We start from the raw sequence: 16,301 nt of genomic DNA on the forward strand, positions 1-16,301 counted from the left end.
GCGTTACCGCGACAATTTGTATGGAGGGGTGCAAACCGTGAAGCAAAAATCACGGGCATCTGCCGACTTTTTAGGCGTTCTGACGATTCCACGAAAGGTTGTCAGCCTGTGTTGCTTCTAGATCACATTATTTGCATTCCAAAGTGCACAGAGAGACCCGGGTTAGTACGGAAACCTGGGGGCATGTTGCCCAAATACGAATCATGCCGGCACGAGAGGTCGCGATTCCCTCAGCGGGCTGGCGACGATGCAAAAAGGCCGCAGCGTCGCCGCCGCGGCCTTTCCTTTGTCGATCGTAGCCATTGAGATGGACCCGGCCCCTTGGCCTGACCTTGGGACCTACCCCTGCCCTTCAGCCGGTGTCGGTTCCGCAGAAGACGAAGGCATCGCCCAGCTTGTCTCGGCGGCGGGCTCCGGAGACGGAGCAGCAGCCGGTGCTGACGGCTTCGGCGGGGGAGCTGCCTTCGCCTTCTTCGGTGCCGCTTTCTTGGCGGCCTTCTTCGGCGCTGCCTTCTTGACAGCCTTCTTGGCCGACTTCTTCACAGCCTTCTTCGGCGCGGCCTTCTTGGCAGACTTCTTCGTGGATTTCTTTGCAGACTTCTTGGCAGATTTCTTAGCGGACTTCTTGGCTGCCTTCTTCGCGGTCTTCTTCGCCGCTACAGCCTTCTTGGCCTTTTTGGCCTTCTTGCTTTTTTTCTTCTTTGCTTTCGCCATCGTGGTCCTCCTGTTGCCGACGAACAATGGTCGATCGGGCGTCTTCAGCCGTCACCTCCGGGCGAAAGCTCAGCTCGACGTGTTCAGTGCCGGCCGCGACCCGCCCGTAGCCCAATCGAGAAGCTCAATCGTGTGTACGACCGGAACTGACGTGCCGCTGGCAATCTGCACCATGCAGCCAATATTGCCCGCGGCAATCATGTCCGGCTGGACGCTTGCGATGTTGGCGACCTTGCGATCGCGCAACCGGCCCGCAAGCTCGGGTTGGAGAATGTTGTAGGTCCCCGCCGAACCGCAACACAAATGGCTCTCCGGCACATCTTTCACCACGAATCCATTCTTGGAAAGCAATTCTTTCGGAAGGCCCGTGATTTTCTGTCCGTGCTGCAACGAGCATGCGGAGTGATAGGCGACGACGATGTTGTCCAGTCGCGTCTTCGACTCGAGTCCGAGACCGGCGACGTATTCGGTGATGTCCTTGGCGAGGGCGGACACCTTGGCCGCATCGGCTGCGAACGCAGCGTCCTCGCGCAGCAGATAGCCGTAGTCCTTGATCACGGTGCCGCAGCCGGACGTCGTCACCAGGATGGCGTCGAGCCCCTCCTTCGCCGCTTCCTTCTGCCACGCCATGACATTGGCGCGCGCCCGCCCCAACGCATCCCGGTCGTTGCCGAGGTGATGGGTCAGCGCACCGCAGCACTGCTCGTCCCTGACCAGGACGACCTCGATGCCGTGGCGGGTGAGAAGACTGATGGCGGCCTGGTTGATGCGCGGCGCCAGCACTTGCTGGGCGCAACCCTGGAGCAGCGCGACACGGCCGCGCTTTTTGCCGAGTGCCGCGAACACGCTGCCCGGAAGCGGGCCGGGCGCCGGCAGCCGGTTCGGGGCCAGCGCCAGCATGGCCTTGAGGCGCAGGATCAGGCCGGGCGTGGCCGCGGGCCGCGGCGTCGGCAGCAACATTGCGAGCGGACGGGCCAGCCTCGCCAGCCACATGCTGGCGCGAAAGCGTCGCGGGTCTGGCAACACGAAAGCCAGCACCTGGCGTAGCAGCCGCTCGGTCAGCGGCCTCTGGTAGCGCTGCTCGATCCTGACCCGGGCCTGATCGACGAGGTGCATATAGTTCACCCCGGAGGGGCAGGTCGTCATGCAGGCCAGGCACGACAGGCAGCGGTCGACATGCTTGACCACCTCCGCCGTCGGGGTCTCGTCCTTCTCCAGCATCTCCTTGATCAGGTAGATGCGGCCGCGCGGGCTATCGAGCTCGTCGCCGAGCAGCACATAGGTCGGGCAGGTTGCGGTGCAGAAGCCGCAATGGACACAGGCGCGCAGGATCTTGTCGGCTTGCGCGATATCGGGGTCGGCGAGTTGCGCCAGCGAGAATTCGGTCTTCATTCAGCAGCGCCCCGCGTCAGCCTTCCCCGGTTGAGAATGGCTTTTGGATCGAAACTGGCCCGGACCCGATCGCTCAACGCGGCGATCCCCGCCGTCTGCGGGTGGAACACGTCCACCATGCTCCTGACATCCTCGGCCGCGCGGATCAGCGTGGCATGCCCGCCGACGGCATCAGCACGCTGGCGCACGGCCGGGGCGTGCGCATCGGCCTTCGGCGGCAGCGCGGCCCAGATCAGCCCGCCGCCCCAATCGTAGATCACCTCACCGCCGGTCTCGCGCACCAATTGCGTGCCGAGCGCCGCTCCCGAGGCCGGCGGACAGACAATCCGCCACACCGGCCAGGCGCCGAGCGCGCCGCTGGCCGCGAACGGCAGCACGTCGCGGATCGTGGCCCACAGGACCGACGACGCGGTGTCCTCGATCAACGTCGCGGTTCCAAACGGCGCCAGCAATTCGCGCAGCGAGCCGGCTCGGTGCGCGGCGGAGGCCGTGATGCCCTCCAGCCGTAGCACGGTCAGAGCTTCGCCCTGGTCCGCGATATCGCCGAGTCCTTCGGTCCCGGCCCGGGACGCCGATTTCGGCAGATGAGCGGCGGCAGAGACGTCATAGGGCGAGCCGAGCGCCGCGGTCATCGCCTTGTTGGCGGCAGCATCGTCGAGCCCACGCAGCAGCAGCGTCCGCTCCGCTTCCGGCTTCGGCATCACCTTGAGCGTGATCTCGGTCATCACCGACAAGGTGCCCCAAGACCCCGCCAGCAGTTTGCAGAGGTCGTAGCCGGTGACGTTCTTCACCACCTTGCCGCCGGTCTTGAAGCTGTCACCGAAACCGGACACGGCATGCGCGCCCAGGAGATGGTCGCGGGCCCCACCCGCCTTGATCCGACGCGGACCGGCGAGCCCGGCCGCGATCATGCCGCCGATGGTGCCTGACGGCGGCGTGCCGAGCAGCGGTGCCGTGTTCATCGGCTCAAAGGCGAATTGCTGGTTCTTGGCATCGATCAGCGACAGCACGTCGGCCAGCGGCGCGCCGGCCTGCAGCGTAACGATCAGCTCGTTGGGCTCGTAGGCGGTGATCGCATTCAGCGCGGAGACGTCGAGAACGGCATTGGTCGCCATCGCATGACCGATGCCGCGCTTGGAGCCATGACCGATGATCTCGAGCGGCTGCTCATTGGCAATCGCCGCGCGCACCACCTCTTCGACGTCTTTGGCGTCTCTGACCCTGAGCGTATCCACGAGTGAGCGGGTATCCAAGTTTAGAACGGAATGCAAATCTGGCGCATGACAACGACGGTACAGTGATAGACACTAGAACCGCGGGATGTCCGGAAACGCCAGCCTACCCGCGTGCACGTGCATGCGGCCGAGCTCGGCGCAGCGGTGCAGGGTCGGAAACACCTTGCCGGGATTGAGCAGGCCTTGCGCGTCGAAGGCGCATTTCAGCCGCTGCTGCTGGTTGAGGTCGACTTCCGAAAACATCTCGGGCATGAGGTCGCGCTTCTCGATGCCCACGCCGTGCTCGCCGGTGAGCACGCCGCCGAACTCGACGCAGGCGCGCAGGATGTCGGCGCCGAAGGCCTCGGCGCGCTCGATCTCGCCGGGCTTGTTGGCATCGTAGAGGATCAGCGGATGCAGATTGCCGTCGCCGGCGTGGAACACGTTGGCGCAGCCGAGCTGGTATTTCTCCGAGAGCTCGCGGATGCGCGCCAGCGCCTTCGGCAGCGCGCCGCGCGGGATGGTGCCGTCCATGCAGAGATAGTCGGGCGAGATGCGGCCAACGGCCGGAAACGCGGCCTTGCGGCCCGCCCAAAACAGATTGCGCTCGGCCTCCGAGGTCGAGATCTGGCAGGTCGTCGAGCCGCAAGCATTCGCAATGGCCTCGACGCGCGTGATCAGCTCGTCGACCTCGATCTTGGGACCGTCGAGCTCGATGATCAGCAGCGCTTCCACGTCGAGCGGATAGCCGGCGTGGACGAAGGCTTCAGCAGCGTGGATCGCGGGCTTGTCCATCATCTCCATGCCGCCGGGAATGATGCCGGCACCAATGATGCGCGCCACGCATTCGCCGGCCGCCTCGACCTCTGCGAAGCCGACCATCAGCGCGCGCGCCGTCTCGGGCTTCTGCAGGATGCGCACCGTGATCTCGGTGATGACGCCGAGCAGCCCCTCGGAGCCGGTGATGACGCCCATCAGATCGTAACCGGAGTTCTCCGCAGACTTGCCGCCGATGCGCAGGATCTCGCCGCTCATCAGGACAATCTCGCAACCGAGCACGTTGTTGGTGGTCATGCCGTATTTGAGGCAGTGCACGCCGCCGGAATTCTCCGCGACATTGCCGCCGATCGAGCACGCGATCTGCGAGGACGGATCGGGCGCGTAGTAGAAGCCGGCATGCGCGACCGCCTGGCTGATGGCGAGATTGGTGACGCCGGGTTCGGTGACGACGACGCGGTTGTCGAAATCGATTTCGCGGATGCGCTTGAACTTGCCGAGCCCCAGCAGAACGCCGTCTTCAAGCGGCAGCGCACCACCCGAAAGCGAGGTACCCGAGCCGCGCGGCACCACCTTGATACCCTGCGCTGCACAATATTTCAGGACGAGCGAGACCTGCTCGGTCGTATCGGGCAGCACCACGACCATCGGGGGTTGCCGATAAGCAGTCAGCCCGTCGGATTCATAAACTCGCATCTCGGCGGCGCTGTCGATCACGCCCTCGCCGGGCACGATTGCACGCAACGCAGCAATGATCTGCGCGCGGCGCGCGAGCACGGACTGGTCGCTCGCAGGCATCATAATGGCCATGACATATCCTTCCGACTCACGCGGCACGATCAATTTATCGCGGCAAATCAACCACGTCCGCGATGGTTTGGGTAGGCCATCCGAAAGTCGGAGCGACGATCTCTGCCGAGTTCGCTCTGGGACAAGTAGGAAATCGTGAAACCTGTCATCGTTTGGTGGCTTGTCCAAGCCGGGCGGGCCTGCCAAAACCGGCAGGTTCGACGATTGCCGACCAGATAAACGCCCCCACCGGGAAAGAGACGAAGAGCACCCTATGAAAAAACTGACTTTTGGCGCGCTGATGATCCTCACCGTCACTGCCACAGCGTCCGCCGCGATGGCGCAGGATGTTGCCGCCGGCAAAACGTCGTTCAACAAGTGCCTGGCCTGCCACGCGATCGGCGAAGGCGCCAAGAACAAGGTCGGTCCCGAGCTCAACGGCCTCAACGGCCGCAAGTCGGGCACCGCGCCCGACTACAATTACTCGGACGCGAACAAGAATTCCGGCATCACCTGGGACGAGGCGGTGTTCAAGGAGTACATCAAGGACCCCAAGGCCAAGATTCCCGGCACCAAGATGGCTTTCGCCGGCATCAAGAACGAGACCGAGATCAACAATCTCTGGGCCTTTGTCTCGCAGTTCGACAAGGACGGAAAGATCAAGCAGTAAGCGCGCCAAGGGGCGGCCGCTAATCGGCGGCCGCCTGCGCCGGGACGATGTGGCGGATCATCGTCTCGATCTCCGCCTTCACAAGGTCCGGCACCGCGTTCTGCACCATGTGGCCAAGATGGGGCAGCACGATCAGCTTTGCATTCGGCACCATGGCTGCGAACGGGCGCGCGTGGATGTTGGTGGACACCGTCTTGTCGGGCTCGCCAGCGATGATCGTGACCGGCGCTACGATCTCGGCATAGCGCGGAGCCTGCGCGGCGACCGCCTCCTTCAGCGTCACAAGATCATAGGCATTGGCGATGAACTCACGCGGGCGCAGCAGCAGCGGCGTCGCGGAGTCCTTCACGAAACCGTCCGGCATGGTTTGCGGCAGGAAGACACTGCGCGCGCCGGCTTCGGCAACGAAATAGCCGAGCGGCAGCGTGACGGTGTAGGCGAGCAGCGGCCCGATCACGGGTGTTGCGATGATCTCGTTGTAGCGGCCGACACCTCCGCGCCAGGGATGGGTCACCGGCGCGAGCATCACCAGACCGGCGACGCGGCCGGCATGATCGAGCGCAATCCGCGTGCCGAGCGCACCGCTCCAGGAATGCACCACGAAGACCGCGCGATCGATCCCGAGCTTGCCCAGCGCCTCATCGATCATTCGCGCCTGGATGCCCGGCGTCGAATCCTGCCGCCGTGCGCGCGTGCTCCAGCCATGGCCGGGACGGTCGATCAGGATGATGCGATGGTCCCTGGCGAGGAGGTCGCCGAGAGGACGCCGCATCGCTTCGAGATTGGAGCTCGCGCCATGCAGCATCACGATCGGCACGCCGGAATCGCGCGGGCCGATATCGACGACGTGAAGCGTCGCGCCATCGACCTCGATCATCCGGCCCTGAGGCGGATGAGCGCGTTGCACGGCGACGATTCCGGCCTGCGTGACCAGCGCCAGCAGGGCCAGCGCCGTCACGACTGAGATCACGATCATGGAGAGGGTCCGGGCAATCCTGGGCACATCGCAGTTACGGGTCTCGCAGGAGGCGGTTTCGCACAAGCGGGGCTTAGCACGTCCACTGGAAACGGGCCGGGTTGTGGATATGTGCATAATTTCCGAACTAAAAGCTCAATAGAATCAATACCCCTCCTCAGGGACCCGCAAGCCCCGGGCCAGCTTCATGCAGTCGTCATCGCGGTTTCCTTATAATCGCCACGGTCGGTTCCGCCATTTAGACCCGGATGGGTGCCGATCCTCCTCGCAACCCCAGGGGATGCGGGACAGGCCGGCAGGATTTATCCTGGTTTGAACCGGAGAATTTTCGATGAGCTTGAGATCGAAAGATACGGCGATCGACGAGATCGTGGCGAGCTGTAACGGCGACTTGCGCGGCGCCGTCCGGGCGCTGCTCCTGATCAACGAGCATCTCGAGGCGGAACTTGCGAAGGCTTACGCGGCGGCCGCCGATCAGGGCCTGGCCGAACGCGGCGGCAGCGTCCTGCATTGACGTGACGGCAACGACCTAATTGGCGCTGTCTTCTGCCTTTTCCTCGTCGGGGGTGACGGCGGGGCAGGCGCGAATCGTCGAGCGGGCAAGCTTGGCGTCGGCCATGGATTTGTAGGGGCCGTCACCGAACCAGATGTCGCCGATGATCACGGGGTTGCTGGTCACGATGTTGCATTTGCCGGTGGCGCGGTTGCCGACCACCCAGAACAGTCCGTCGGCGAGGCTCATCGTCCCCGACGCGAGCAGCAAGCTACCCGCAAAGATCAAACGCTTCATGGCTTTGCTCCTGCAATGCAGGTAGGCCTGCGGCAGTCTTCGCAATAGCCCTCGCGACGCCGCGCCTGCGATCGTGGTTAATCCGGAGACGCCGCGTTCACTCAAGAAATGATCGAGTTCTCGGCTAGATGTCGCGGCCTTCGACCTTCTCGGTCAGGGACTTGACCTGATCGGGAATCTTGTCGAGGTGCGGATTGATGGCGAGCGCCTTGCGGTAGGCCTCGAGCGCGCGCTTCTCGTCGCCGACTTCCTGCATGATCATGCCGAGCCCTGCGAGCGCGCCGAAATGGCGGGGCTCGCGGATCAGAACCTCGCGGATGTCGGCGAGCGAACGGCCATAATCGTTCTGCATGTAGTAGAGCGTGGCGCGCCGGTTCCAGGCCTCGATGTAGTCGGGCCTGAGCTTGATGACCGAATCCAGCAGCTTGATCGCCACATCGATCTTCTGCGCGTCGACCGCGGTCTTGGCCCGCGCCATCAGCAGCGATGCCGTGTCGCTCGGGGTCTGGATCCAGATCGCCCAGATCCGCGCCTCGACGTGCTTGGCGCTGGCCTCGTCGGGGGCGGCCTTCAGCGCGCCGAACAGGAAATCGATGTTCTTGTTGCGATCGACCTTCGGCAGCTTGGCCGGCGCTTCAGGCAGCTTCTTCTGCTGCTTGCCGGGCGGGGCCGGCTGAACGGTCTGTGCCAGGGCCGGAGCAAGGCCGGCGGTCCCCAACACAAGGGCCAAACACAAGGTGCGCGCGAAGCGGAATCTCACTGCCATGGCGAAAGTCTAAACGCGTAAAGCCGCCCTTGCAAAGCAAAGGCGGCGTCAAACTCGTGTGAGACAGTGGTCTTGCGGGGCGCAGCGGCGTCCGGCAGGGCAGGATCAGCCGCCCAAAGCTCAGCCCTGGCGAGCCTTGAACCGGCGCTGCACCTTGTTGATCACATAGACCCGGCCCTTGCGGCGGACCAGGCGGTTGGCGCGATGGCGACCGCGCAGCGATTTCAACGAGTTACGGACCTTCATGGCAGAATCCTGAACGTTCGAAAGGCCGTGTTCGGCACTACCGTTTCGGCACGCGCGAATGTGGCAAAATGAGATTTTCCCCGCTGGCGGACAACCGCCCGGGACGGGGCGGTTCTTAAGGCATGCCGGGAGGTGATGTCAATGTTAACCGCCCGGTTCCGGGCCAGCAAATTCTTCAAAACAACCCCATGCACAGTAAAAGCGTCCGGATCGAGCCGATCTGCCTGATCCGAGGCCAGGCACAGCAAAGACTTCCGCTGGCTGCGGTTTTGCCGCCCGCAACGCCTTGCCAAATTCGTTATATCATATAATCAATTTGCAACCGGTCGGGAGGAAACCAATGCCGAAGCTCAAGCTGCCGAATATCGACGATGTCGTCGCGATCGACATCCACACCCATGCCGAGGAGCCCTGCGGCTGCCATCCCGACGACGGCTATGACGATTTCCAGGCGCAGATGGCCGACTATTTCAAGTCGCCGAACAAGCATCCGCCGACCGTGCCGGAAACCGCGGCCTACTACCGCTCCAAGAACATCGCCGCGGTGATCTTCCCGGTCGACGCCGAGCGCGAGACCGGCTTCCGCCGCTACAACAATTACGAGATGATCGAGGCCGCCTCCGACCATCTCGACGTCCTCATCCCCTTCGTCTCGATCGATCCGCACAAGGGCAAGCTCGGCGCACGCGAGGCGCGCAAGCTGATCGAGGAATACGGCGTCCGCGGCTTCAAATTCCACCCGACCATGCAGGGCTTCTATGCCAACGACCGCATGGCCTACCCGCTCTACGAAGAGATCAACAATGGCGGCGCGATCGCGCTGTTCCACACCGGCCAGACCGGCGTCGGCTCGGGCATGCCCGGCGGCATGGGGATGCGGCTGAAATATTCCAACCCGATGTACATGGACGACGTCGCGGCGGATTTCCCCGACCTCAAGATCATCCTCGCCCACCCCTCCTTCCCCTGGCAGGAAGAAGCGCTGTCGGTCGCGACCCACAAGCCGAACGTCTATATCGACCTCTCCGGCTGGTCGCCGAAATATTTCCCGCCGATCCTGGTGCGCTACATCAACTCGATCCTGCAGGACAAGATGCTGTTCGGTTCCGACTGGCCGGTGATCACGCCGGACCGCTGGCTGGCGGACTTCGCCAAGATCGAGATCCGCGACGAGATCCGGCCGAAGGTGTTGAAGGCCAACGCAAGGAAGCTGCTGGGGATCTAGCGGACGCTGAGGCGGCCCCTGGCGTGGCAGAGCAACGCTCGAGCCACCGACGGCAAGCCAAGGAGACCGCCTGGCGGCGGTCTCCGGAAGTTCACCGCGCCTGATCAGGCTGCTCGCTTGAAAGCTTCCCGCGCCGCCTCGTTGGCACGATCGAAGGCAAGGCGCGTTTCGGTCAAGGCGGTCATGAGTGCGGACCACGAGTGGGCCCCTGCCTCTTTCAGCTTCTCCAGTTTCTTCTCCGCCTCGGCCGCATCGGCATTCATGCGTTTCAGCGCAACGTCGATGTCCGCCCGACGCTCGGAAGCGAACTTCCCGGCATCGCTGCCGAGCTTGTCGGCGGCTTCGCGCCACGCCTTGAGCTGCGCATCCGCCTGAAGCTTGAACGTCGCCTGTTGCTGCTCGAGCTGCTTGCCGAAGCTTTCGACGTACTTTCCGGCCTCGGTCTCGAACACGCGCCAGTCGGCTTCCATTTTCGATTTCGTCTCGGTCCAGGCCGCCTCGCCCGCCTCCGACTGCTTCTTCAGGGTGTCGCGGAATTCATCCCGCTGCTTGCAGAGATCGGCCAGAACTTTGGTGGCCTTCTCACTGAGATCGGACTGCACCTCGGCGGCCTTGGCCTGGAATGAGGTCACCGTTGCCTCCATTTCGCCGAGACGCTCCTTTCCCCAATTCGTGAAGAAGTTGATGTTGCTTTGCGTAACCATTGTTTCATGTCCATGGTTCGAATGGTACCGCCCCGATGTTTCGACTAGCACGCGGCGCCGGGCTCCTTCTTGACGTGAGTCAACGCGCGTCGTTCGCTTCGTCAGCGGCACACGAGGTGCAGTCCGTCTGGTGAAGCGCACTGACTACAGTGAGGCGCCCCCGCGAGTGGACTACAGTCTCACTCGCGCGGCCGATCAGTTCACACTTGCCAGAAAGCCGGCCAGAATTGTCCGGCTCTGGCTGAGCGTCTCGATGCGCTCATCGATCAGTCCGACCTGCTGGGCGAGTATTCTTCGCAACTCGTTGCAGGGCGTGAACGCCGGGTCGTTGTTGCGCACACAGGGCAGCAATCGCTGGATCGTTTCGAGCGTCATGCCGGCGGCACCAAGCATCTTGATCCGCCGCACAGTCTCCTCGTCCGCCGGGCCATAGTCGCGGTAGCCAGCCGCGGTCCGCAACGGCGCCAGCAACCCTTCGGCTTCGTAGTAGCGCAGCATTCGAATGCTCACTCCCGTCCTCCGGGCAAGTTCGCCAATTTTCATCTGAGAACCTCTTGACCCTCACAGCGCTGTCAGACCTTACAGACTCGGCTCATCCAAGTGAATGCCGCTTGAGAGGGAGCTACGATGAAAGCCTATCATTTGAATGGCCAAGCCGGTGGCGCTGGCCTTTTGCGAGCCGAGGTCAGCAAACCCGAACCCGCCAATGGCGAGGTCCGCATCCGGGTCGAAGCCGTCAGTCTGAACTACCGCGACCTCCTGATCCTCGACCGCGTGGGCCAAGGTGGGCTCAACGGCCGCGTGCCACTCTCCGACGGTGCAGGCGTCGTTGACGCCATCGGCGCCGGCGTCACGCAATGGCGGGTCGGAGACCGCGTTGCGGCATCGTTCTTTCGCGATTGGATCTCGGGGCCGTTCAAGGCCAGCTATGTCCCGTCATCCCTTGGTGGCAACACGATGGACGGAATGCTGGCGGAGTATGTCGTGCTACCGGCAAATGCGCTCGTTTCGGTGCCGGCGCATTTGTCCTCACTCGAAGCCGCGACCTTGCCTTGTGCCGGCGTCACTGCTTTCCATGGCCTCATTGCACGCGGCCAGATGGGCAAAGGCGATACGCTGCTGGTCCAGGGAACGGGTGGCGTCGCGCTGTTCGGACTTCAATTCGCGGCGGCGCTGGGAGCGCGCGCGATCGTGATCTCGTCCTCGGATGAAAAGCTCGCGCGCGCCAAGGCGCTGGGCGGCTCGATCCTCATCAACTACCGCGACACCCCTGACTGGGATGTTGCGCTGATGAAAGCGACGAATGGCGAAGGCGTCAGCCATATCCTCGAACTCGGCGGTCCCGGCACCTATGACCGATCGCTGCGATCGGTCGCGTCGGGCGGCAAGATCGTTCAAATTGGCGTGTTGACGGGGTTCGGTCCGAAGCCCGATCTCGCGCGCCTTCAGTGGGAGAATGCCGACATTATCGGTGTCACCGTCGGATCGGTCGAACATTTCACCGCGATGAACGGCTTCCTGTCCGAACAGGCGATCCACCCGATCATCGATCGGGTCTACGGCTTCGACGAAGCACCCGAGGCCTATGCTTACCTCCGGACCGGCTCACATTTCGGCAAGGTCGTCGTCGAGCTTTAGGAGCCAAGGCGCCCAATTCGACCTCGCTCCTTGGATCGAAATCGCAGGGCTTATATAGTCCTTGCGACCGCAACGCCCGGAGGACCCATCCCTTGAGCATCAAAGCCGTCGTCTTCGACGCCTACGGAACGCTCTACGACATCCAGTCGGTCGCGGAGATTACCGAGGATGCGTTTCCGGGCTACGGCGAGATCATTACACAGGTCTGGCGGATCAAGCAGCTCGAATATACCTGGCTGCGCTCGCTGATGCGGCGCTACCAGGATTTTGCAGCGGTCACGCGCGACTCGCTTGCGTATACGCTGCGCCTGCTCGGCCTTGCCTATGACCCTGTTACGTTCGAGCGCGTGATCGAAAAGTACCTGCATCTCGATCTCTATCCGGATGCAGCAAGCGCGCTTACCGCGCTGAAACCGCGCAAGCTTGCCATCCTTTCCAATGGCAGCCCGGACATGCTGAATACGCTGGTGCGCAACTCCGGCCTCGACCGCCTGCTGGACGCCACCATCAGCGTCGATGCCAAGAAGATCTTCAAGCCGAGCCCGGAAGCCTACGAGCTGATCGGCGAGGTGCTCGGCACCACGCCGGACGAGGTGCTGTTCATCTCCTCCAATCCCTGGGACGTTGCGGGTGCGAAGTCGTTCGGCCTCAACGTCGCCTGGATCGAACGGGTGACGCCGGAGGCGATGGCGCTGGCTTGCGTCGAGAACGAACTCGTGGCACCGCTGACCATGTTCAAGGCGATCCGCACCCAGATGGACGAGCTCGGCTTTGCGCCGGATTTTCGCATCCGTTCGCTGTCGGAGCTGGCCGGGATCATCTCCGTGGATGCCCCGGGGATCGCCGCCCGCCGATAAAACTGGACTGAGCTGACTGGAATGAGCCTGGAATCCGTTCGCGCCTTCTTTGCCGAGAAAGCCCCCGACATATCAGTGATTGAATCGCCGATCAGCTCGGCCACGGTGCCGCTGGCCGCCGAGGCCTACGGCGTCGAACCCGGCCGGATCGCCAAGACGCTGAGCTTGCGCATCGGCGAGCGGGTGATCCTGATCGTCGCCGCCGGCACGTCGCGGATGGACAACAAGAAGGTGAAGGCGCAATTCGGCGGCAAGCCGAAGATGCTGGGATTGGAAGAGGTCGCCGAGATCACCGGCCACGAGGTCGGCGGCGTCTGCCCGTTCGGGCTGAAATCGCCGCTGCCGATCTACTGCGATGTGTCGCTGAAGGCGTTCGACATCGTCGTTCCCGCCGCGGGCTCGACCCACAGCGCGGTGCGCATTGCGCCCGACCGGATGGCCGAACTCGTCGGCGCCGAATGGGTCGACGTCTGCGAGAGCAGACCCTAAAGCGCGATGAGATTCGGATGAGTTGTCATCGTGCTTTAGCTCCTTGTTCGAGCATGATCTTTTCAGAAAACCGCTTCACACTTTTCCGGATCATGCTCTAGCCAACGCTAATCATCGTCGTCGTAAGGCTGCGGCTGGGCCGCGGGAGGCGGCGGCGCATTGTAGCGCGGCGTCGGCGCCGCACGGTTGCGCGGAACCTGCTGCTGCGGCGACATCTGGTTGTTGGACTCGAACACGGCACGGCAGCCTCTCGAAAGCTGCGGCGTGTTCTGCTGCAGGCAGGCCGTGATGCGGCTCACATCCGGAATCTGGTCGCTGCACAGACGCCACACATCCGGTGTGCACGCCATCTGTTGTTCCATGGTTCCGCGATACTCTTCGGCGGAGGCAGCGCTCTGCGCAACGATGCCGCCGATGGCGAGCGCGACACCCAGCGCAATCCGCTCTGTTCGCATGTCCAGATCCTTCTCGTCGATACCGATCGATTTTCACCAATCAATGAGGCGGCAGCCGGTTCTGGCCCTACAACTAAATGTGAAGCGCGCCTGGACCTACTCCACCTTGCCGATCTTCTTCACAGCCGCGATCAGCCGCGCGCTGTCGGCGGCGATGAACGCGGAGAAGGCCGGCGCATCCTGATAGGCGACGAGACTGCCGGAGGTGTCGAAAGCCTTGAGCACATCGGGGCTCATCATCACCTGCGCCATCGCCTCGCGCAGGCGGGTCGCGACCGGCGCCGGCAGCGAGCTCTGCGCGAACAAGCCGGCCCAGATGTACATCTCGACATCCTTGTAGCCGAGCTCCTGGAAGGTCGGCACATCGGGGAAGCTCGCGATGCGCTGGGCGCCGCAATTGCCGAGCACGCGCAACTTGCCGTCGTCGACCTGCGGCTTCAGCGTGCCGGGTGCGGCTGCGATCGCCTGCACCGTGCCGCTGAGCAACGCGGTCAACGCCGGCCCCGCGCCGCGGAACGGCACGTGCAGCAATTTGATATCGGCGCTGCTCGCGAACATCTCCATCGCCACGTGCAGCGTGCCGTAGGGACCTGACGAGCCATAGGTGATCTGGCCCGGGCGCCTCCTGGCGTCCTCGACGAACTCCCGCGCGGTCTTCCATGGCGACGAGGCCGGCACCGCGAGCAAGGTCGGGTCAGCCAGCACGCGCGCGATCGGCATGAACTGCGAGACCTCGTAGGCGGCGGGACGGTCGAACAGCCGGTCGGCTTCCGGGAGCACCGCAAGCGAGGACAATGTCATCAGCAGCGTGTAGCCGTCGGGCTCGGCGCGCGCAGCCGCGGCATTGCCGACCGATCCGCCGCCGCCTCCGGCGCGGTTGTCGACGATGACGGGCTTGCCGAGGATCCGCTCCAGCGCCATCGCCACCGGACGTGCGGCAAGATCGGCCTGCCCGCCGGCCGGAAACGGCACGATCATGGTGATGTTGCGCACCGGATAGGTTTGCGCGAAGGCTTGGCCGGGTAACGCGGCGCGCAACAACGGCAGTGCGGCAGCGGCGCGCAGGAGATCGCGTCGGTCCATGGCAGGTCCCTCCCCGGATTTTTTCTTGTTTCGGCAGCCTAGCGGAGTGCTCGGCAAGAACAAGCCGTTAACGAAACGTTATCCATGTTCGCCCCGCGCCGGGGAACGCCGCATCAAAGCCACCGTTGCCTTCCCAGATCCGCGGGTCAGGGAGTGTGCCATGGGAAAGCTTGCGACCATCGACGTTGCCCTCGACGAGATGCTGGTGAATCTCGCTGCCATCGTCCTGCGGCTGTCAAAGCCCGAATTGACGCGAACGCCGGAAGCGCGCAACGCATTGGCGCAATCGGTGCATCAATATGCGGTGTGCGCGGCGCGCTCCACCGATCCGCGTGTGCACGAGTTGAAATCGCAACTTGAAGAGACGCTGAAACCAAGCTTGCGGGTTGTTGCAAGAGATGGCGTGAAAGTGTCGTAGTCAAGCTCCGTCATGGCGAGGAGCGCTTGCGACGAAACAATCCAGAATCCCTCTGCGGAAGACACTCTGGATTGCTTCGCTTCGCTCGCAATGACCGGTACTTTGAGAACTGCTCGCTCTACGACGCCTTCACCTTCCCGCGCGGCCGCCGCTTGCAGGTGCCCGGCAATTTCGCCGCGAGAAAATCGCCAAGCGCTTCGACGCGCGCGGGGCGCGGGCCACCGGGCGGGGTCACGAGGTGCACGGCGCCTTCGGCCTGTTTCCAGTCCTTCAGGATCACTTCGACCTCGCCGGACGAGATGGCCTCGCCGACGATGAATTCCGGAAGCTCGGCGATGCCGAGGCCGGCGATCAGCGCCGGCATCACCGCCTCGCCATTGTTGACGCGTAGCTGGCCGCCGGGACGCACGCTGGCCTGCTCGCCGGCCGAATTGGTGTAGTGCCAGACATTGGGCGTCGAGAGATAGGCGTAAGCGAAGCATTTGTGCTCGGCCAGGTGCATCGGATGCGTCGGCCGACCGTGCTTCTTGAGATAGGACGGCGCCGCCACCGTGAAGCGCGGCATGGTGAAGAGGCGCCGCGCGATCAGCGAGGAGTCCGGCAGCCGCGCGATCCGCACCGCCATGTCAAAACCCTCGCCGATCAAATCGACGGTCGCATCGCTCAAATGCAGGTCGACCGAGACTTCCGGATAGGCCTCGAAAAACTCCGGCAGCAGCGGGGCCACCGCCTTGATCCCGAACGTCATTGGCACGGCGAGCCGCACCAGCCCGCGCGGAGCCACCGATTGCGCCAGCGCCTCGTTCTCGGCTGCCTCACCGTCGACGAGCAGGCGCGTGGCGCGTTCGGCGAGCTTGTGTCCGGCATCGGTCAGGGCGAGCCGGCGCGAGGTGCGGTTGAACAGCCGGGCGCCGAGCCGCTCCTCCAGCCGCGTCACCGCCTTGGACACCGTCGCCTTGGACATCGCAAGCTCGCTTGCGGCCCCCGCAAACGACCGTAATTCCACGACCTTTGCGAAAATCGCGAGCGCCTCGAAATCGGGGAGTTTTGCCATGGGGCGGGGATCCATCAGGGGTAATTTGAGAAACAATGCGTTTC

At 63.6% G+C, this 16,301-nt stretch carries 20 protein-coding genes; 7 read left to right on the forward strand and 13 right to left on the reverse strand.

The features are described from left to right. Window positions 1-339 precede the first annotated feature (339 nt). From FNV92_RS30725 to FNV92_RS30740, 4 genes are all read right to left on the reverse strand, one after another. Window positions 340-714 (reverse strand): histone, encoded by a 375-nt coding sequence (locus tag FNV92_RS30725; RefSeq protein ID WP_143843283.1) that lies wholly within the window; start codon window positions 712-714, stop codon window positions 340-342. 69 nt (window positions 715-783) lie between these two features. Continuing rightward, window positions 784-2,106, reverse strand: coding sequence for a glycolate oxidase subunit GlcF (gene glcF / locus FNV92_RS30730; RefSeq protein ID WP_143843282.1), 1,323 nt, complete (start codon window positions 2,104-2,106; stop codon window positions 784-786). Next, window positions 2,103-3,341, reverse strand: coding sequence for an FAD-binding protein (locus FNV92_RS30735; RefSeq protein ID WP_143843281.1), 1,239 nt, complete (start codon window positions 3,339-3,341; stop codon window positions 2,103-2,105). The genes glcF and FNV92_RS30735 overlap by 4 nt, the downstream gene beginning before the upstream one ends. A 72-nt stretch (window positions 3,342-3,413) precedes the next feature. After that, window positions 3,414-4,907, reverse strand: a complete 1,494-nt coding sequence (locus FNV92_RS30740) for an FAD-linked oxidase C-terminal domain-containing protein (RefSeq protein ID WP_143843280.1) — start codon at window positions 4,905-4,907, stop codon at window positions 3,414-3,416. 253 nt (window positions 4,908-5,160) lie between these two features. Between FNV92_RS30740 and cycA the strand changes: the two genes are divergently transcribed. Then, a complete protein-coding gene (gene cycA / locus FNV92_RS30745; RefSeq protein ID WP_015688627.1) occupies window positions 5,161-5,556 on the forward strand; it encodes a cytochrome c-550 CycA in 396 nt (131 codons plus the stop codon). 19 nt (window positions 5,557-5,575) lie between these two features. On the opposite strand, the gene FNV92_RS30750 is transcribed toward cycA, so the two are convergent. Beyond that, on the reverse strand, window positions 5,576-6,532 hold the full coding sequence (locus FNV92_RS30750) for an alpha/beta fold hydrolase (protein WP_143843279.1): 957 nt from the start codon (window positions 6,530-6,532) through the stop codon (window positions 5,576-5,578). Window positions 6,533-6,863: 331 nt separating this feature from the next. Here FNV92_RS30750 and FNV92_RS30755 point away from each other — a divergent pair, with 331 nt between their 5' ends. Beyond that, window positions 6,864-7,046, forward strand: a complete 183-nt coding sequence (locus FNV92_RS30755; RefSeq protein WP_015688629.1) for a hypothetical protein — start codon at window positions 6,864-6,866, stop codon at window positions 7,044-7,046. 15 nt (window positions 7,047-7,061) lie between these two features. On the opposite strand, the gene FNV92_RS30760 is transcribed toward FNV92_RS30755, so the two are convergent. The 3 genes from FNV92_RS30760 to ykgO form a co-directional block, all read right to left on the reverse strand. Continuing rightward, complete coding sequence (locus tag FNV92_RS30760; RefSeq protein WP_143843278.1) at window positions 7,062-7,322, reverse strand: hypothetical protein; 261 nt, start codon at window positions 7,320-7,322, stop codon at window positions 7,062-7,064. Between the two features lie 124 nt (window positions 7,323-7,446). Further along, window positions 7,447-8,088 carry a tetratricopeptide repeat protein gene (locus FNV92_RS30765; RefSeq protein ID WP_041748555.1) on the reverse strand — a complete coding sequence of 214 codons (642 nt, stop codon included), beginning with the start codon at window positions 8,086-8,088 and terminating at the stop codon, window positions 7,447-7,449. Between the two features lie 120 nt (window positions 8,089-8,208). Then, the gene (ykgO, locus tag FNV92_RS30770; protein WP_006611362.1) at window positions 8,209-8,334 is read right to left on the reverse strand and encodes a type B 50S ribosomal protein L36; all 126 of its coding nucleotides are present in this window, start codon (window positions 8,332-8,334) and stop codon (window positions 8,209-8,211) included. Between the two features lie 340 nt (window positions 8,335-8,674). On the opposite strand from ykgO, the gene FNV92_RS30775 reads away from it, so the two are divergent. Next, on the forward strand, window positions 8,675-9,559 hold the full coding sequence (locus FNV92_RS30775) for a 4-hydroxyphenyl-beta-ketoacyl-CoA hydrolase (RefSeq protein WP_015688632.1): 885 nt from the start codon (window positions 8,675-8,677) through the stop codon (window positions 9,557-9,559). Between the two features lie 104 nt (window positions 9,560-9,663). On the opposite strand, the gene FNV92_RS30780 is transcribed toward FNV92_RS30775, so the two are convergent. Both FNV92_RS30780 and FNV92_RS30785 read right to left on the reverse strand, forming a co-directional pair. Further along, complete coding sequence (locus tag FNV92_RS30780) at window positions 9,664-10,374, reverse strand: sll1863 family stress response protein (RefSeq protein WP_143843277.1); 711 nt, start codon at window positions 10,372-10,374, stop codon at window positions 9,664-9,666. 84 nt (window positions 10,375-10,458) lie between these two features. Beyond that, window positions 10,459-10,806 carry a MerR family transcriptional regulator gene (locus FNV92_RS30785; RefSeq protein ID WP_143843276.1) on the reverse strand — a complete coding sequence of 116 codons (348 nt, stop codon included), beginning with the start codon at window positions 10,804-10,806 and terminating at the stop codon, window positions 10,459-10,461. An 84-nt stretch (window positions 10,807-10,890) separates the two neighbouring features. Here FNV92_RS30785 and FNV92_RS30790 point away from each other — a divergent pair, with 84 nt between their 5' ends. The 3 genes from FNV92_RS30790 to FNV92_RS30800 all read left to right on the forward strand — a co-directional run bounded on the left by FNV92_RS30790 (window position 10,891) and on the right by FNV92_RS30800 (window position 13,247). Beyond that, the gene (locus FNV92_RS30790) at window positions 10,891-11,901 is read left to right on the forward strand and encodes a zinc-dependent alcohol dehydrogenase family protein (RefSeq protein ID WP_143843275.1); all 1,011 of its coding nucleotides are present in this window, start codon (window positions 10,891-10,893) and stop codon (window positions 11,899-11,901) included. 92 nt (window positions 11,902-11,993) lie between these two features. Next, complete coding sequence (locus FNV92_RS30795) at window positions 11,994-12,758, forward strand: haloacid dehalogenase type II (RefSeq protein WP_143843274.1); 765 nt, start codon at window positions 11,994-11,996, stop codon at window positions 12,756-12,758. A gap of 21 nt (window positions 12,759-12,779) precedes the next feature. Next, a complete protein-coding gene (locus tag FNV92_RS30800) occupies window positions 12,780-13,247 on the forward strand; it encodes a YbaK/EbsC family protein (protein ID WP_143843273.1) in 468 nt (155 codons plus the stop codon). A gap of 107 nt (window positions 13,248-13,354) precedes the next feature. On the opposite strand, the gene FNV92_RS30805 is transcribed toward FNV92_RS30800, so the two are convergent. Together FNV92_RS30805 and FNV92_RS30810 are read right to left on the reverse strand one after the other, a co-directional pair. After that, entirely contained in the window at window positions 13,355-13,702 is a 348-nt protein-coding gene (locus tag FNV92_RS30805) for a hypothetical protein (RefSeq protein WP_143843272.1), read from the reverse strand. A 96-nt stretch (window positions 13,703-13,798) separates the two neighbouring features. Further along, a complete protein-coding gene (locus tag FNV92_RS30810) occupies window positions 13,799-14,785 on the reverse strand; it encodes a tripartite tricarboxylate transporter substrate binding protein (protein WP_143843271.1) in 987 nt (328 codons plus the stop codon). Window positions 14,786-14,945: 160 nt separating this feature from the next. Between FNV92_RS30810 and FNV92_RS30815 the strand changes: the two genes are divergently transcribed. Continuing rightward, window positions 14,946-15,203, forward strand: a complete 258-nt coding sequence (locus FNV92_RS30815; protein ID WP_015688641.1) for a hypothetical protein — start codon at window positions 14,946-14,948, stop codon at window positions 15,201-15,203. A gap of 118 nt (window positions 15,204-15,321) precedes the next feature. Here FNV92_RS30815 and FNV92_RS30820 read toward each other — a convergent pair whose 3' ends face one another. Beyond that, a complete protein-coding gene (locus FNV92_RS30820; RefSeq protein ID WP_143843270.1) occupies window positions 15,322-16,257 on the reverse strand; it encodes a LysR family transcriptional regulator in 936 nt (311 codons plus the stop codon). Window positions 16,258-16,301 lie beyond the last annotated feature (44 nt).

It is taken from the genome of Bradyrhizobium cosmicum (genome assembly GCF_007290395.2).
Lineage (GTDB): Bacteria > Pseudomonadota > Alphaproteobacteria > Rhizobiales > Xanthobacteraceae > Bradyrhizobium > Bradyrhizobium cosmicum.

Coding starts and splice junctions, on each gene's coding strand:
- FNV92_RS30810 (WP_143843271.1), bottom strand. CDS start 14,785: ATGGACCGACGCGATCTCCTGCGCGCCGCTGCCGCACTGCCGTTGTTG.
- FNV92_RS30785 (WP_143843276.1), bottom strand. CDS start 10,806: ATGAAAATTGGCGAACTTGCCCGGAGGACGGGAGTGAGCATTCGAATG.
- FNV92_RS30820 (WP_143843270.1), bottom strand. CDS start 16,257: ATGGCAAAACTCCCCGATTTCGAGGCGCTCGCGATTTTCGCAAAGGTC.
- FNV92_RS30790 (WP_143843275.1), top strand. CDS start 10,891: ATGAAAGCCTATCATTTGAATGGCCAAGCCGGTGGCGCTGGCCTTTTG.
- FNV92_RS30765 (WP_041748555.1), bottom strand. CDS start 8,088: ATGGCAGTGAGATTCCGCTTCGCGCGCACCTTGTGTTTGGCCCTTGTG.
- FNV92_RS30775 (WP_015688632.1), top strand. CDS start 8,675: ATGCCGAAGCTCAAGCTGCCGAATATCGACGATGTCGTCGCGATCGAC.
- FNV92_RS30800 (WP_143843273.1), top strand. CDS start 12,780: ATGAGCCTGGAATCCGTTCGCGCCTTCTTTGCCGAGAAAGCCCCCGAC.
- FNV92_RS30760 (WP_143843278.1), bottom strand. CDS start 7,322: ATGAAGCGTTTGATCTTTGCGGGTAGCTTGCTGCTCGCGTCGGGGACG.
- FNV92_RS30740 (WP_143843280.1), bottom strand. CDS start 4,907: ATGGCCATTATGATGCCTGCGAGCGACCAGTCCGTGCTCGCGCGCCGC.
- cycA (WP_015688627.1), top strand. CDS start 5,161: ATGAAAAAACTGACTTTTGGCGCGCTGATGATCCTCACCGTCACTGCC.
- FNV92_RS30725 (WP_143843283.1), bottom strand. CDS start 714: ATGGCGAAAGCAAAGAAGAAAAAAAGCAAGAAGGCCAAAAAGGCCAAG.
- glcF (WP_143843282.1), bottom strand. CDS start 2,106: ATGAAGACCGAATTCTCGCTGGCGCAACTCGCCGACCCCGATATCGCG.
- FNV92_RS30755 (WP_015688629.1), top strand. CDS start 6,864: ATGAGCTTGAGATCGAAAGATACGGCGATCGACGAGATCGTGGCGAGC.
- ykgO (WP_006611362.1), bottom strand. CDS start 8,334: ATGAAGGTCCGTAACTCGTTGAAATCGCTGCGCGGTCGCCATCGCGCC.
- FNV92_RS30815 (WP_015688641.1), top strand. CDS start 14,946: ATGGGAAAGCTTGCGACCATCGACGTTGCCCTCGACGAGATGCTGGTG.
- FNV92_RS30805 (WP_143843272.1), bottom strand. CDS start 13,702: ATGCGAACAGAGCGGATTGCGCTGGGTGTCGCGCTCGCCATCGGCGGC.
- FNV92_RS30750 (WP_143843279.1), bottom strand. CDS start 6,532: ATGATCGTGATCTCAGTCGTGACGGCGCTGGCCCTGCTGGCGCTGGTC.